At 73.7% G+C, this 13983-nt stretch carries 13 protein-coding genes; 4 read left to right on the top strand and 9 right to left on the bottom strand.

What is annotated here, in order from left to right; translation table 11 throughout:
• Positions 1-42: 42 nt before the first annotated feature.
• Positions 43-1956 (bottom strand): glutamine--fructose-6-phosphate transaminase (isomerizing), encoded by a 1914-nt coding sequence (glmS, locus tag ACGFZ2_RS05640; RefSeq protein WP_393261585.1) that lies wholly within the window; start codon positions 1954-1956, stop codon positions 43-45.
• A gap of 259 nt (positions 1957-2215) precedes the next feature.
• Between glmS and ACGFZ2_RS05635 the strand changes: the two genes are divergently transcribed.
• A complete protein-coding gene (locus ACGFZ2_RS05635; protein WP_393450540.1) occupies positions 2216-2833 on the top strand; it encodes an MmpS family transport accessory protein in 618 nt (205 codons plus the stop codon).
• A 31-nt stretch (positions 2834-2864) separates the two neighbouring features.
• The gene (locus ACGFZ2_RS05630; RefSeq protein ID WP_393450537.1) at positions 2865-4061 is read left to right on the top strand and encodes a pyridoxal phosphate-dependent aminotransferase; all 1197 of its coding nucleotides are present in this window, start codon (positions 2865-2867) and stop codon (positions 4059-4061) included.
• Positions 4062-4081: 20 nt separating this feature from the next.
• On the opposite strand, the gene ACGFZ2_RS05625 is transcribed toward ACGFZ2_RS05630, so the two are convergent.
• A complete protein-coding gene (locus ACGFZ2_RS05625) occupies positions 4082-4687 on the bottom strand; it encodes a PadR family transcriptional regulator (protein WP_393450534.1) in 606 nt (201 codons plus the stop codon).
• A gap of 98 nt (positions 4688-4785) precedes the next feature.
• Here ACGFZ2_RS05625 and ACGFZ2_RS05620 point away from each other — a divergent pair, with 98 nt between their 5' ends.
• Together ACGFZ2_RS05620 and ACGFZ2_RS05615 are read left to right on the top strand one after the other, a co-directional pair.
• On the top strand, positions 4786-7614 hold the full coding sequence (locus ACGFZ2_RS05620; protein ID WP_393450531.1) for an FtsX-like permease family protein: 2829 nt from the start codon (positions 4786-4788) through the stop codon (positions 7612-7614).
• A 2-nt stretch (positions 7615-7616) separates the two neighbouring features.
• The gene (locus ACGFZ2_RS05615) at positions 7617-8366 is read left to right on the top strand and encodes an ABC transporter ATP-binding protein (protein WP_393261600.1); all 750 of its coding nucleotides are present in this window, start codon (positions 7617-7619) and stop codon (positions 8364-8366) included.
• 110 nt (positions 8367-8476) lie between these two features.
• On the opposite strand, the gene glmM is transcribed toward ACGFZ2_RS05615, so the two are convergent.
• The 7 genes from glmM to ACGFZ2_RS05580 form a co-directional block, all read right to left on the bottom strand.
• Positions 8477-9832 carry a phosphoglucosamine mutase gene (gene glmM / locus ACGFZ2_RS05610; protein WP_393261603.1) on the bottom strand — a complete coding sequence of 452 codons (1356 nt, stop codon included), beginning with the start codon at positions 9830-9832 and terminating at the stop codon, positions 8477-8479.
• Between the two features lie 110 nt (positions 9833-9942).
• Positions 9943-10410 (bottom strand): 30S ribosomal protein S9, encoded by a 468-nt coding sequence (gene rpsI, locus ACGFZ2_RS05605; protein WP_350680952.1) that lies wholly within the window; start codon positions 10408-10410, stop codon positions 9943-9945.
• Positions 10411-10430: 20 nt separating this feature from the next.
• On the bottom strand, positions 10431-10874 hold the full coding sequence (rplM, locus tag ACGFZ2_RS05600; protein WP_018720634.1) for a 50S ribosomal protein L13: 444 nt from the start codon (positions 10872-10874) through the stop codon (positions 10431-10433).
• Between the two features lie 190 nt (positions 10875-11064).
• Entirely contained in the window at positions 11065-12441 is a 1377-nt protein-coding gene (locus tag ACGFZ2_RS05595; RefSeq protein WP_393451438.1) for an MFS transporter, read from the bottom strand.
• Between the two features lie 133 nt (positions 12442-12574).
• Positions 12575-12868, bottom strand: coding sequence for a type II toxin-antitoxin system PemK/MazF family toxin (locus tag ACGFZ2_RS05590; RefSeq protein ID WP_350680954.1), 294 nt, complete (start codon positions 12866-12868; stop codon positions 12575-12577).
• Positions 12858-13115: a DUF6364 family protein gene (locus ACGFZ2_RS05585; RefSeq protein WP_208417965.1), complete on the bottom strand. Its 258-nt coding sequence runs from the start codon at positions 13113-13115 to the stop codon at positions 12858-12860. The genes ACGFZ2_RS05590 and ACGFZ2_RS05585 overlap by 11 nt, the downstream gene beginning before the upstream one ends.
• A 51-nt stretch (positions 13116-13166) precedes the next feature.
• On the bottom strand, positions 13167-13862 hold the full coding sequence (locus ACGFZ2_RS05580; protein WP_393450528.1) for a class I SAM-dependent methyltransferase: 696 nt from the start codon (positions 13860-13862) through the stop codon (positions 13167-13169).
• Positions 13863-13983 lie beyond the last annotated feature (121 nt).

Here is a 13983-nt window from a genome sequence, read left to right as displayed (position 1 = left end):
GATCGGCCGGCGGCGCGGCGGGCGCCCCGCCGCCGGCCGGCGTCACTCGACCGTCACCGACTTGGCCAGGTTGCGGGGCTGGTCCACGTCGTGCCCCCGGGCGGCGGCGATCTCGGCGGCGAGGACCTGCAACGGCACGGTGGTGACCAGCGGCGCGAGCAGCGTCGGCGTACGCGGCACGTAGATCAGGTGGTCGGCGTAGCGGACGACCGCCTCGTCGCCCTCCTCCGCGATCACGATGGTCCGGGCGCCGCGCGCCCGCACCTCCTGGATGTTGGAGACCACCTTGTCGTGCAGCATGCCCCGGCCGACGGGCGACGGCACGATGCAGATCACCGGGGTGCCCTTGTCGATCAGGGCGATGGGGCCGTGCTTCAGCTCGCCGGCGGCGAAGCCCTCGGCGTGCATGTACGCCAGCTCCTTGAGCTTGAGCGCGCCCTCCAGTGCCACCGGGTAGCCGACGTGCCGGCCGATGAACAGCACGGTCGGCTCGGTCTTGAGGTCGCGGGCCAGCTCGCGGACCGGCTCGATGCGGTCCAGCAGCTCGCGCAGCTTGCCCGGCATCCGGTGGAGCTGCTCGACCACGGCGGCCACCTCGTCGGCGAACTTGATCCCCCGCACCTGGGCCAGGTGCAGGCCGATCAGGTAACACGCGACGAGCTGGGTCAGGAACGCCTTGGTCGAGGCGACGGCGATCTCGGGGCCGCCGTGGGTGTAGAGGACGGCGTCGGACTCGCGGGGGATGGTGGAGCCGTTGGTGTTGCAGATGGCCAGGACGCGGGCCTTCTGTTCCTTGGCGTGCCGCAGCGCCATCAGCGTGTCCATCGTCTCGCCGGACTGCGAGATCACGACGATCAGCGTGGACCGGTCGAGAACCGGGTCGCGGTAGCGGAACTCGCTGGCCAGCTCCACCTCACAGGGGATCCGGGTCCAGTGCTCGATGGCGTACTTGGCGACCAGGCCGGAGTGGTAGGCGGTGCCGCAGGCGACGATGAAGATCTTGTCGACGTCGCGCAGGTCCTGGTCGCTGAGGCGGACCTCGTCGAGCATGATCTCGCCGGTCTCGGTGAGCCGGCCGAGCAGGGTGTCGGCGATGGCCTGGGGCTGCTCCTCGATCTCCTTGAGCATGAACCAGTCGTAGCCGCCCTTCTCGGCGGCCGAGGAGTCCCAGTCGATGTGGAAGTCCTTGCCGCTGGCGGGCTGGCCCGAGAAGTCGGTGATCTCGATGGTGTCGCCGGTGATGAGGACGATCTGGTCCTGGCCCAGCTCCACCGCGTCCCGGGTGTGCTCGATGAACGCGGCCACGTCGCTGGCCAGGTAGTTCTCCCCGTCGCCCCGGCCGACGACCAGCGGCGAGTTGCGGCGGGCGCCGACGACGGCGCCGGGCACCGCGGCGTCGACGGCGAGCAGGGTGAACGCGCCCTCCAGGCGCTGGCAGACCACCCGCATGCCGGCGGCGAGCAGCTGCGGGCCCTCGGGGTGGCCGGCGGCGCGCAGGTCGGCCAGTGCGGCGGAGAGCAGGTGCGCCGCGCACTCGGTGTCGGTGTCGCTGGCGAACTGGACGCCGTCGGCCTCCAGCTCGGCGCGGAGCTTCGCGAAGTTCTCGATGATGCCGTTGTGGATCACGGCGACGCGGCCGTCGGGGGCGAGGTGTGGGTGGGCGTTGCGGTCGGTCGGGCCGCCGTGGGTGGCCCACCGGGTGTGCCCGATGCCGGTGGTGCCGTCCCCGATGCCGATGGGGCTGGCCGCGCAGGACGTCGGGTCCTCGGCGGCCCGCTCGGAGAGCACCTTCTCCAGGTTGGCCAGCTTGCCGGCCTTCTTCTCGGTCAGCAGCTCGCCGTCGCAGACGATGGCGACGCCGGCCGAGTCGTAGCCGCGATACTCCAGCCGCCGCAGTCCGTCGAGCACGATTCCGAGCGCCGGGCGCGCGCCGGCGTAACCCACGATTCCACACATGTCCCGCAGCCTAACCCAGTTTCGCTCATCGCATGTGCGCGAAAGCCGGGTAAACGATCACTGAATTTGAGCGATCAGGTAACGGGCGGGATCCGGGAGGACAAACAGCCACCCCCGTACGCCGGGGGCGAAACCGGCACGGGGAGTGGCTTGCCCGCGTCGGCCGCGTACGGCACCCTGACGGCCGCGCGCCCGTTTCCCCGACGACCAACCTGGACCCCTTTCGCGGCCGCCCCGCCCGCCTTATCGGAGCACAGCCATGTCCCACGCCACGCCGCCGCCCGAGCCGACCCCGCCGGCAGGCCCGTCCGCACCCGAAGCGGCCCCCTCCGGCCCGCGCGCGTCGGGCAAGCGCCCTCCCGCCGTGGACCTCGGCGTCGCCGCCGGCGCCGTCGTCGTCTTCGGCATCTGCGCCTGCCTCGGCCTCGCCGACCGCCTCGTCAGCCCCGCCGACGAGCGCAACCCGGAACGTCCGCTCGCCCACCTGCCCCACCCGTACCAGCAACCGGCAGGCGGCGGGTGGCCGACGGCGGAGCCGGCCCCGACGACTCCGCCAGCCGTGCCGGCACGGACTGTCGCACCGGCACGGACGCCCTCCGACGGGCCGGGCACGGTCACCGTCGTCTACGAGGTGACCGGCCGCGGGCCAGCCGACGTGGAGTACTACGACGCCAACGGTGACTTCGTCCAGACCGAAGGAGTCACCCTGCCCTGGCGGATGCGGTTGCGCGCACACGACGCCGAGCGGGTGATGGTGCTGGCCACCGGCCCCGACCGGAACCGCACGATCGGCTGCCGCATCACCGTCGACGGCCGGGCCGTAGCCGAGGACGGCGACCGGTGGCAGGTCACCTGCAACAAGGGGACGACGGGTTGAACCCGGGCCGGGAGTCCGTAGGCTGGCGGGCGTGACGACCACCGCCGATGTCGACCCGCTGGTGGCGCGGATGCGCGCGTTCGGGACGACCGTCTTCGCCGAGATGTCCGCCCTGGCCGTGCGCACCGGCGCGGTCAACCTCGGCCAGGGCTTCCCGGACACCGACGGGCCGGCGGAGATGCTCGCCGCGGCGGCCGAGGCGCTGCGCACCGGGCAGAACCAGTACCCGCCGGGGCCGGGCGTCCCGGCGTTGCGCGCGGCGGTGGCCGCGCACCAGCGCCGGTTCTGGGGGCTGGAGTACGACCCGGACGGCGAGATCGTGGTGACGGCGGGCGCCACCGAGGCGATCGCGGCGGCGATCCTCGGGCTCTGCGAGCCGGGCGACGAGGTGATCTGCTTCGAGCCGTACTACGACTCGTACGCCGCCTCGATCGCGCTGGCCGGGGCGGTCCGGCGCCCGGTCACGCTGCGTCCCGCCGCCGACGGCCGGTACGCCTTCGACCCGGCGGCCCTGCGCGCCGCGTTCGGCCCGCGCACCCGGCTGGTGCTGTTGAACTCGCCGCACAACCCGACCGGCAAGGTGTTCACCCCCGACGAGCTGGCCCTGGTCGCCGAGCTGTGCCGGGAGCACGGCGCGTACGCGGTGACCGACGAGGTGTACGAGCATCTCGTCTTCACCGATGCCGCCGCCGGCCACGTGCCGCTGGCGACCCTGCCCGGCATGCGCGAGCGGACGCTGCGCATCTCCTCGGCCGGCAAGACGTTCTCCTGCACGGGCTGGAAGGTCGGCTGGGTGAGCGGGCCGGCGGCGCTGGTCTCGGCGGTGCTGCGGGTGAAGCAGTTCCTCACCTTCGTCAACGCCGCGCCGTTGCAGCCGGCGGTCGCGGTGGCGCTGGCCCTGCCGGACGACTACTTCACCGGCTTCCGGGCCGGCATGCAGGCCCGCCGGGACCAGCTCGTCGGCGGGCTGACCGACGCCGGGTTCGAGGTGCTGGCGCCGGAGGGCACGTACTTCGTCACCGCCGACGTCACCGCGCTGGGCGGGCGCGACGGCGTGGAGTTCTGCCGGTCCCTGCCCGAGCGGTGCGGGGTGGTCGCCGTCCCGACCCAGGTCTTCTACGACGACGCCGACGCCGGTCGCCGGCTGGTCCGCTTCGCCTTCTGCAAGCGCCCGGAGGTCCTGACCGAGGCCGTCGCCCGGCTGCGCCGGCTCACCGACACGCGGTGACCGGCACGTACGCCTGACCGTCAGCCGGCGGCGCGGGCCGGGCCGCTCCCCCGTTCCGCCGTCGTCCCCTCCGAGCGGGGTGCCCGGAGCCCGGCGACCACCGCGCCGCCGTCGGCGAGCAGCACCCCCTCGGCGTCGTCGACGAAGGCCAGGTCGGCCTCGACGTGTCGACTCGCCGCCGCGAGCAGCAGGCCGACCACCGGATCGTCGGCCCGGCGGCGCAGTCCGTCGAGGTTGCGCAGCTCCCGCATCAGGTGGCCGCGTTGGTTGCCGAGCACCGTCCGCACGGTGGCCGGGTCGCCGGACCGGGCCGCGGCGGTCACCTTGAGGAAGAAGTCGTCCCGGAACCCGCCGCTGCGCGGGCTGGGCTCGGCGAGCCAACGGTCCAGCTCGGCCCGGCCGTCCGGGGTGATCTCGTAGACCACCCGGTCGGGCTTGACCGGCTGCGGATGCCGCTCGGCCACCACCAGGCCGTCCCGGGAGAGCCGGTCGAGGATCTGGTAGAGGTGCCCGATGTTGAGCGGCCCCCACTGCGGGCCGACCGCCTCCTCGAAGGCGCCCTTCAGCTCGTAGCCGTAGCTGGCGCCGCCAGCGAGCAGGGCCAGGACCGCGTGCTGTATCGCCACCGTCTCCTCCGATCCGATCCGGACTGGCCCGCCCCGACGGGCCTTGCATTGTCACAATGTATCGCGCACAGTGTGTTCAGCACACGGGGAGGCGCGACATGCTCAACATCATCTGGAAGCAGCTTCGTGGCCATGCGGGACGGTCGGTGGCGCTGCTGGTCGGCGTGCTGGTGGCGACCACCGGCTTCGTCGTCCTGACCGGCGCCACCACCACCTCCCGACTCGACGTCACCGGCACCGTCGAGCGGGAGACCCGCGCCGCCTACGACATCCTGGTCCGTCCGAAGGGGGCGCGCACCCCGCTGGAGGCCGAACGCCGGCTGGTCCAGCCCAACTACCTCTCCGGCCTCTTCGGCGGCATCACGATGGCCCAGTACGAGCAGGTGAAGGCGGTCACCGGGGTGGACGTCGCCGCCCCCATCGCCATGCTCGGCTACTCCACCGCCCCCGTGCCGACCCCGCTGGACCTGACCGGGGCGGTGGACCGGTCGCTCGACCGGCAGGTCATCCGCGTCGATCCCCGGTTCGTCGCCGAACGCGGCCTCTCCGGCGCGCCAGGCCGGCCCCGCTACGTGTACGTCACCACCCACCCGTTGATCTACCCCCGCACGGACGTGTCCCACTCCAGCGACTCCACGCCGTACACCGACGGGCGCAGCTATCCGTGGGCCGACATGTGCGGTCCCTCGCCGCGCGAGGTGCTGCCCGACGGCCGCACCCGGCCCGTCTGCGACCCGCGATACGCCCTGGGCAGCCCCGGCGCATACTCGGAACGCGAGGAGTGGTCGCTGGTGGCCGTGCGGCTGCTCCCCGACGGCCGGTTCGAGGCCGGCCGGGGCGTCTTCCCCGACGGCGGTACGGGCCCCTCGTCCACCTCGGACCGGCTGCGGATCGCGGTCAGCCTGACGGTGCCGCTCCTGCTCGCCGCCGTGGACCCGACCGCTGAGGACCGTCTCGTCGGCCTGGGCGGGGCGGTGGTCGACGGGCGGGCGCTGGGCCCGGACGACACCACGACCGTCAAGCGGACCGGCTCGGCGGAAATGCTCAACGTGCCGGTGCTCGCGACCAGCACCCCCTTCGTCGACGAGGAGCTGCGTGCCAGCTTCACGCGGCTGCCCGCGGCCCGACCGGCCGGCGTCGGACTCGACGAGCTGGAGCGCGCCCTCCGGCGCGGCCCCGAGCTGCCCGCCGGCGAAGCCCGGCACGACGTGGCCGCCGGGTGGCGCGCCCGGCTCGACGCGGGCCTCTCCCCGGCCGGCTGCTGCTTCGGCCAGCTCCAGGCGATGGTCCAGGCGGGGCCGACGCGGTACGACCGGCTGCCCGACGGCACACTGCGGGTCGGTGCGCTCCCGGCGGCCGACCCGGAGGTGTACGGCGATCAGTTCACGTTCAACCCCTTCCCGCGCCCCTGGCTCGCCGAGGACACGGGGGCGCGGTCGCTGCGCAAGCTCCCGCTGAAGAAGGGCGCGCCGGGCGAGCTGTACCGGGGCTGGCGGGCCGTGGGGGTCTTCGACCCGGAGAAGCTGACCGGCTTCAGCGACCTCGGGCGGGTGCCGCTGGAGACGTACGAGCCGCCGTCGGCGCAGGGCGCGGACGCCCGCAGCCGGGATGCCCTGGACGGTCGTCCGCTGGAGCCGGGCGGCAACCCCGCCGGTCATTCCTCCGCCCCGCCGCTGCTGCTGACCAGCCTGGACAGCGTGCCGACGCTGCTGGCGGGCGGTGGCAGTCCACAGGCGAAGGCCCCGATCAGCGCCATCCGGGTGCGGGTCGCCGACGTGGACGGTTACAGCGAACGCGCCGCCGAACAGGTCCGGCTGGTCGCCGAGCGGATCGCCCAGGTCACCGGGCTCGACGTCGACATCACGCTCGGCTCGTCCCCCGCCCCGCAGGCCGTGGAGCTGCCCGCCGGGGCGTTCGGCCGGCCGGCGCTGCGGCTGACCGAGAACTGGTCGGCGCTCGGGGTCGCCTCGGTGATCACGAAGGCGGTGGACCGCAAGAGCGTCGTGCTCTTCGTGCTGGTGCTGGTGGTCTGCGCGCTCTTCCTCGGCAACGCGGTCGCCGCGGCCGTCCGGGACCGCCGGTCCGAACTGGCGGTGCTCGCCTGCCTGGGCTGGCCGGCCCGGCGGCTCGGCGCGCTGATCCTCGGCGAGGTCGCCGTCCTCGGGCTGGCCGCCGGGTTGCTCGCGCTGGTGCTGGCGATCCCGCTCGGGGCCGCACTCGGCATCGACGTGGGGTGGCGGCAGGCGCTGTTGGCCGTACCGGTGGCGCTGCTGCTGGCGCTGGTCGCGGGCCTGACGCCGGCCCTGCGGGCCGCGCGGGCCCACCCGGCCGCCGCGCTGCGCCCGGCGGTGGCGACGGCCCACTGGGTACGCCGGCCGCGCACCCTGGCCGGCCTGGCCCTGGCCAACCTGGCCCGCACGCCCGGCCGCACCCTGCTCGGGGCCGGCGCCCTGGCCATCGGGGTGGCCGCGCTGACCCTGGTCGCCGCCGCCGGGTACGCGTTCCGCGGTGCCATCGTCGGCAGCCTGCTCGGCGACACGGTGTCGCTGAGCGTGCGCGGCGCCGACACCATGGCCGCCGTCGCGACCGTGCTGCTCGGGGCCGCCGCGGTCGCCGACGTGCTCTACCTGAACATCCGGGACCGGGCCGCCGAGCTGGCCACCCTGCGCGCGGTCGGCTGGAGCGACGGCGCGCTGGGTCGCCTGATCGGGTACGAGGGGCTGGCCCTCGGACTGCTCGGCGCGGTCACCGGCGCCGGCCTCGGGCTGGCCGGGGCCGCCTGGCTGGTCGGCGCCCTGCCCGGCACGTTGGTCACGGTCGCCGCGCTGGTGGCGGTGGCCGGTGTCCTGGTCACCTCGATGGCCGCCCTGGTCCCGGCCGCGCTGCTGCGCCGGCTGCCGACCGCACGACTGCTCGCGGAGGAGTGACGATGAAGACGACGACGGTGGGCAGCACGGTCCGGGTCGCCGGGCTGGTCCGACGGTTCGGGGCCGGCCCGCAGCAGGTGACCGCGATCGACGACGTGTCCCTGGAGATTCCGCCCGGGGCGGTGGTGGCGCTGACCGGGGCCAGCGGCTCCGGCAAGTCGACGCTGCTGCACATGATCGGCGCGATCGAACAGGTCGACGCCGGCACCGTCACGGTGGACGACCTGGAGATCACCGGGCTCGGCCGGTCCGCCCTGACCCGGTACCGGCAGCGGGTGGGCTTCGTCTTCCAGCGCTACCACCTGCTGCCCGCGCTGACCGTGCTGGACAACGTGATCGCGCCGATGCTGCCGCGCCGGGGGCGGGCCGACCACGCCGCCCGGGCCCGGGAGCTGCTCGACGCGGTGGGCCTGGCCGGGCGGGAGCGGGCCCTGCCGTCCCAGCTCTCCGGCGGTCAGCAGCAGCGGGTGGCGATCGCCCGGGCGCTGATGGGCTCCCCCGGGCTGCTGCTCGCCGACGAGCCGACCGGCAACCTCGACTCGGCCACGGGCGGGCAGATCCTCGACCTGCTGCTGGACCTGCGGGACCGGCACGGCATGACGATCCTGCTCGCCACCCACGAGCGGGCGATAGCCGCCCGGTGCGACCGGCTGGTCCGCCTCGGCGACGGGCGGATCGTCGAGGACGTGGACCTCACGGACGGCGAGGACCCGGCGGCCACCTTCCAGCGCGCCGCGGGCCTGCGCCTGTAGACCGGCCGCCGGCAGCCGCCCCTGGCGGAGGACTCAGGGCCGGTTCCCGATCGTCCGGGAAAGGCGACGGCCCGGGCCCGCCGATGGCGGGCCCGGGCCGAAGCGGGATGTCAGGCGGTCGGGCTGGCGACGCGCACCGCGCCGGCGATGCGCTCGGCCGTCTCGCGGGCGACGTGCTCCGTGGCGGCCTCGACCATGACCCGGACCAGGGGCTCGGTGCCGGACGGGCGGAGCAGCACCCGGCCGGTCTCGCCCAGCTCCGCCTCGGCCCGCTCGACCTCGGCCCGGACGGCGGGCGCGGCCGCGCCGACCGTACGGTCGGCGACGGGAACGTTGACCAGCACCTGCGGCAGCCGGGTGAGCACGCCGGCCAGCTCGGCCAGGGACTTGCCGGTCGCCGCCATCCGCGACATCAGGTGCAGCCCGGTCAGCACGCCGTCGCCGGTGGTGGCGTACGCGGGCATCACGATGTGGCCGCTCTGCTCGCCGCCCAGCGCCAGCCCGGACGCCCGCAGCTCCTCCAGCACGTACCGGTCGCCGACCTTGGTCTCGACCAGCCGGATGCCCTCGCGGGACATCGCCAGGCGCAGGCCCAGGTTGCTCATCACGGTCGCGACCAGCGTGTCCTGCGTCAGCGTGCCGGCCTCCCGCATGGCGAGGGCGAGGATCGCCATCACCTGGTCGCCGTCGACCTCGTCGCCGTCGGCGGTCACCGCGACGCACCGGTCGGCGTCGCCGTCGTGCGCGATGCCCAGGTGCGCGCCGTGCTCGACCACGGCGGCCCGCAGGGCCTCGATGTGGTTGGAGCCGCACTCGTCGTTGATGTTCAGGCCGTCGGGCTCGGCGTGGATGGCGACGACCTCGGCCCCGGCCTCCCGGTACGCCACCGGCGCCACCTCGGCGGCGGCGCCGTTGGCGCAGTCGACCACGACCTTGATCCCGTCGAGACGGTGCGGCACGGTGCCGACCAGGTGCTGCACGTAGTGGTCGGCGCCGTCGAGCAGGTCGTGCACCCGGCCGACGCCGGCGCCGATCGGCCGCTCCCAGGCGGTGGTGGCGTTCGCCGCGACGGCCGACTCGATCCGCATCTCGATCTCGTCGGGCAGCTTGTGCCCGCCGGCGGCGAAGAGCTTGATCCCGTTGTCGGGCATCGGGTTGTGCGAGGCGGAGAGCATGACGCCCAGGTCGGCCTTGGCCTCGGCGGTGAGGAACGCCACGGCCGGCGTCGGCAGCACGCCCACCCGCACCACGTTGGCGCCGGCGCTGGTGAGCCCGGCCACGACGGCGGCCTCCAGCATCTCGCCGCTGGCCCGGGTGTCCCGGCCGACCACGGCGAGCGGGGGATGGCTCTTGTCCGACTCGGCGAGCGTGTGCGCGGCGGCTACCGCCACCGCGAGCGCCAACTCGGGCGTGAGATCCGCATTCGCCCGCCCGCGTACGCCGTCCGTGCCGAACAACCGACCCATACCCGCCAACCTCCGATGAAACGGTCCAGGGAAAGGCGAACGGCCGGGCCGCCTCCCGTCGAGGGGAGGCGACCCGGCCGTTCGTCAGAAGTACAACGTGCCGCTGAAGGTCAGCGCTTCGAGTACTGGGGAGCCTTACGGGCCTTCTTGAGGCCGTACTTCTTGCTTTCCTTGACCCGGGCGTCCCGGGTGAGGAAGCCGGCCTTCTTCAGCGCCGGGCGGTCGTCCGGCTCGCTGACGATCAGGGCCCGGGCGATGGCCAGCCGGAGCGCGCCGGCCTGACCGGTGGTGCCGCCGCCACGCAGGTTGGCGATGACGTCGAACGCCTCCGGCTTCTCGGCGGTGACCAGCGGATCCTTGATCAGCTGCTGGTGCACCTTGCTCGGGAAGTAGGCCTCGAGGTCCCGACCGTTGCAGGTGATCTTGCCGGTGCCCGGCACGATGCGGACCCGGACGATGGCCTCCTTGCGGCGACCCACGGTCTGGATCGGCCGGTCACCACGAGGCGCGCGGGCGACGGGCGCCGGCGCCTCGGTGGCCTCCTCGGGGGCAACCTCGGTGGCGGTGATGTCGGTCATGCTGATTCCTTCGCCCGCGCTCACTGCGCGATCTGCTTGATCTCGAACGGCACCGGCTGCTGCGCGCCGTGCGGGTGCTCGGCACCGGCGTAGACCTTCAGCTTCTTGATGAGCTTACGGCCGAGCTTGTTGTGCGGGAGCATCCCCTTGACGGCGAGCTCGATGGCCCGCTCGGGACGCTTGGTCAGCAGCTCGTCGTAGCCGACCTGCTTCAGACCACCCGGGTAACCGGAGTGGCGGTAGGCGATCTTCTGCTGCCGCTTGTTGCCGGTCAGCGCCACCTTGCCCGCGTTCACGATGACGACGAAGTCGCCCGTGTCGACGTGCGGCGCGAAAGTCGGCTTGTGCTTGCCGCGCAGCAGCGTGGCGGCGTGGGTGGCCAGGCGGCCCAGCACGACATCAGAGGCGTCGATGACGTGCCACTGACGCTCGATCTCACCCGGCTTCGGGCTGTACGTACGCACAGGTATACCTTGTCTCGTCGTCGGTCTGGGGTCGCGCGCCGAGGTTACCGGGCGCGCACGAACGACCAAGCGTACCTCAGGCGGCACGCCTCTGGATGTCGTACAACAGCAGGCAACGATACCCGCCGCCCCGTCGGCAGGTCAAAACGGGGTACCGCCCCGCCTGACCCGCCACAGGGCATGGCCGGGGTCACACCCCGACCAGCCGGCGCGGGCCCGGCCGCAGGTAGACCGACCAGGTCACCCCGAAACACACGGCGTACGCCACGACGAAGGCGACGTACGCCGCGTCCGCGCTGCCCAGGGTGAGGAACGACTGCCGGAAGGCGATGTTCACCAGCACCCCGCCGGCGGCCCCGACCGCCCCGGCGATGCCGATCAGCGCCCCGGTCATCCGCCCGGCCCAGCGCTGGGCGGCCGCCGCGTCCCGCCGGCCGGCGTCCACCGCGGAGGCCGCCCGGGCCCGGAAGATCGCCGGGATCATCTTGTACGTCGAGCCGTTGCCGACGCCGGAGAACACGAACAGCGACAGGAAGCCGAGCAGGTAGAGCCCGAACGACCGCTCCCGGGCGGCGAAGAGCACCAGCGACGCGCCGGCCGCCATCGCCACGAAGTTCCAGAAGGTCACCCGGGCCCCGCCGAGCCGGTCGGCGAGATGGCCGCCCACGGGCCGGACCAGCGAGCCGATCAGCGGGCCGAGGAAGGTCAGCCAGGCCGCGTCGACCGGGGTCGGGAAGCGGTCGGCGAACTGGAGCTGGAGCACCTGCCCGAAGGCGAAGCCGAAGCCGATGAAGGAGCCGAAGGTGCCGATGTAGAGCAGCGACATCGTCCAGGTGTGCGGGTCGCGGGCGGCCTCGCGCAGCGCGCCGGGCTCGTTGCGCGCCCCGGGGATGTTGTCCAGCCCACGCGCCGCAGCCAGCGCGGCCAGCACGATCAGCGGCAGGTAGACCGCCGGCACCAGTCGGGGGTACGCGGCCCCCGCCGTCGCCAGCACCGCCAGCCCGACGAGCTGCACCGCCGGCACGCCGAGGTTGCCGCCGCCGGCGTTGAGCCCGAGCGCCCGTCCCTTGAGCCGCTGCGGGTAGAAGAGGTTGATGTTCGCCATCGAGGAGGCGAAGTTGCCGCCGCCGACGCCGGTCAGGCAGGCCAGCACCATCAGCGTGGTGTAGGAGACGCCCGGCTCCAGCAGCACGGCCATCGGCACCGCCGGGACGAGCAGCAGCGACGCGCTGACGATGGTCCAGTTCCGCCCGCCGAAGCGGGCCACCGCCAGCGTGTAGGGCAGCCGCAGCACCGCCCCCAGGGCGGCCGGCACGGCGGTGAGCAGGAACTTCCCCGCCGGGTCGATGCCGTACTGCGGGCCGAGGAAGAGCACCGTCACCGACCAGAGGCTCCACACCGAGAAGCCCACGTGCTCGGCGAAGATCGAGACCCAGAGGTTACGCCGCGCGATCGGCGCCCCCGTCGTACGCCAGAACTCCGGGTCCTCGGGGCGCCAGTCGTCGATGCGGTGCCGGCGCCCGGCGGCGGCCGGGGCGGCCTCGGCCAGGGGTGTGGTGGGGGCCAGTGCGCTCACGGCGACTCCTCCTCGTCGGTGTGACCTGGAGGGACGCTAGGAACCGGGGATTACCCCGCGGTGCCCGTCGCGGGTCGGGCCGGAAACGAGGAGCGCACCTCGGCCGGGCCACGCCGGTGAGATGTCAGAGCTGTTGCAGGATGCGCAACGCCCGGCCGACCCGGAGCATGGTCTCGGTGTCGGCGACGTCCACGCACTCCGTGAACCACTTCTTCATCGGCGAGGAGAGCCGGTCGGGCATCACCACGTACGCGCCCATCGGCACCGCCAGGGGCGAGTCGCGCAGCAGCGCCTCCTCGACCACCTCGGCCACGATGACGATCGGCACGTCGGTGGAGTTGTAGACATCGGAGCTGATCACCAGACCGAGCCGTTCCCGGGCGCCGTCGATGCGCCAGACCTCGCCCCTACGCAGCACGCGGGCGCCCGCCGAAGAGCACGTCGTCGACCATGCCGACCTCGCGGGCGTCGGCGAGGGCGGCGGATTCGAGGTCGAGCCCGGCCCGGCCGACGGCGGCGGCGTGCGCGGTGAAGACCTCGCGCAGCGCCTTCTCCCGGGCCGCCTGGTCCATCCACGCCGACAGGGAGAGCCCTTCGCGCTTGGCGAACCGCCGGGCCTCCTCGATCGTCTCGTCGGAGAACGACAGGGTCACCTTGGCAGTCATGCCGGGCAGACTACCCAGCGGTATGACCGGCAGTCATCCCGTCGAGACCCGCTATTCGCGCCGGCCGCCGAACACGGCAAACCGCCACTGCTTGAAGAAGCAGTCGACGTCGGCCAGTCCCGCCTCGGTGAGCCAGCGGCACTGCGCGGCGACCGGCGCCGGTCGGTCGTACGCCATCCGGCCCTCGGCGGCGGTGATCTCCTCGGCGTCGGAGCCCAGCGCGGCGACCTGCGCCAGCCACACCTCGTGGTAGCGCCGGTCGAGTTCCGGGGTCGGACCGGCCACCTGCTCGGCGTTGACGAACACGCCGCCGGGCGCCAGCGCCGCCGCCGCGCGCCGGTAGAGCGTGCGCTTGCCGGCGTCGTCGAGGTGGTGGATGGCCAGCGCGCTGACCACCGCGTCGTAGCGACCGGCGGGCAGCGGGTCGGCCAGGTCGGCCGTCACCGTGCGGTGTGGCACCGACCGGGCCCGCAGGTGTTCGGCGGCGACCGCGAGCATGGCCGGCGCGGCGTCGACCAGGGTCAGCCGCACCCCCGGCACCGCCGCCGCGAGCAGCAGCGACAGCAGCCCGGTGCCCGCGCCCAGGTCCAGCACCTCGGGGGTACGCCCCGACGCCAGCGCGGCCCGCAGCGGCGGCGCGGCCACCTCCACGGCCGTGCCGTAGAACGCGTCGAAGCAGGGCACCAGCCGCCGGCGGGCCTCGTCGTAGCTGCCGGCCACCGCGTCGAAGACCGCACTCACACCCATGTCGCAACTCCCAAATCCCGGGACAGTTGTCTCATATTGTAAACGCCGCGATTCGGCCCGCCGCTCCGGTGCGGTGTGAGGGGCTCTTGACAGGACCGAAACGAACGGGACCCGGACCGGA

The sequence above is a fragment of the Micromonospora sp. NPDC048063 genome, assembly GCF_043202855.1.
GTDB lineage: Bacteria > Actinomycetota > Actinomycetes > Mycobacteriales > Micromonosporaceae > Micromonospora.
This window is presented reverse-complemented; position numbering and strand designations above follow the sequence as displayed.

Coding starts and splice junctions, on each gene's coding strand:
- glmM (WP_393261603.1), bottom strand. CDS start 9,832: ATGGGTCGGTTGTTCGGCACGGACGGCGTACGCGGGCGGGCGAATGCG.
- glmS (WP_393261585.1), bottom strand. CDS start 1,956: ATGTGTGGAATCGTGGGTTACGCCGGCGCGCGCCCGGCGCTCGGAATC.
- rpsI (WP_350680952.1), bottom strand. CDS start 10,410: ATGACCGACATCACCGCCACCGAGGTTGCCCCCGAGGAGGCCACCGAG.
- ACGFZ2_RS05615 (WP_393261600.1), top strand. CDS start 7,617: ATGAAGACGACGACGGTGGGCAGCACGGTCCGGGTCGCCGGGCTGGTC.
- ACGFZ2_RS05585 (WP_208417965.1), bottom strand. CDS start 13,115: ATGACTGCCAAGGTGACCCTGTCGTTCTCCGACGAGACGATCGAGGAG.
- ACGFZ2_RS05580 (WP_393450528.1), bottom strand. CDS start 13,862: ATGGGTGTGAGTGCGGTCTTCGACGCGGTGGCCGGCAGCTACGACGAG.
- ACGFZ2_RS05620 (WP_393450531.1), top strand. CDS start 4,786: ATGCTCAACATCATCTGGAAGCAGCTTCGTGGCCATGCGGGACGGTCG.
- ACGFZ2_RS05635 (WP_393450540.1), top strand. CDS start 2,216: ATGTCCCACGCCACGCCGCCGCCCGAGCCGACCCCGCCGGCAGGCCCG.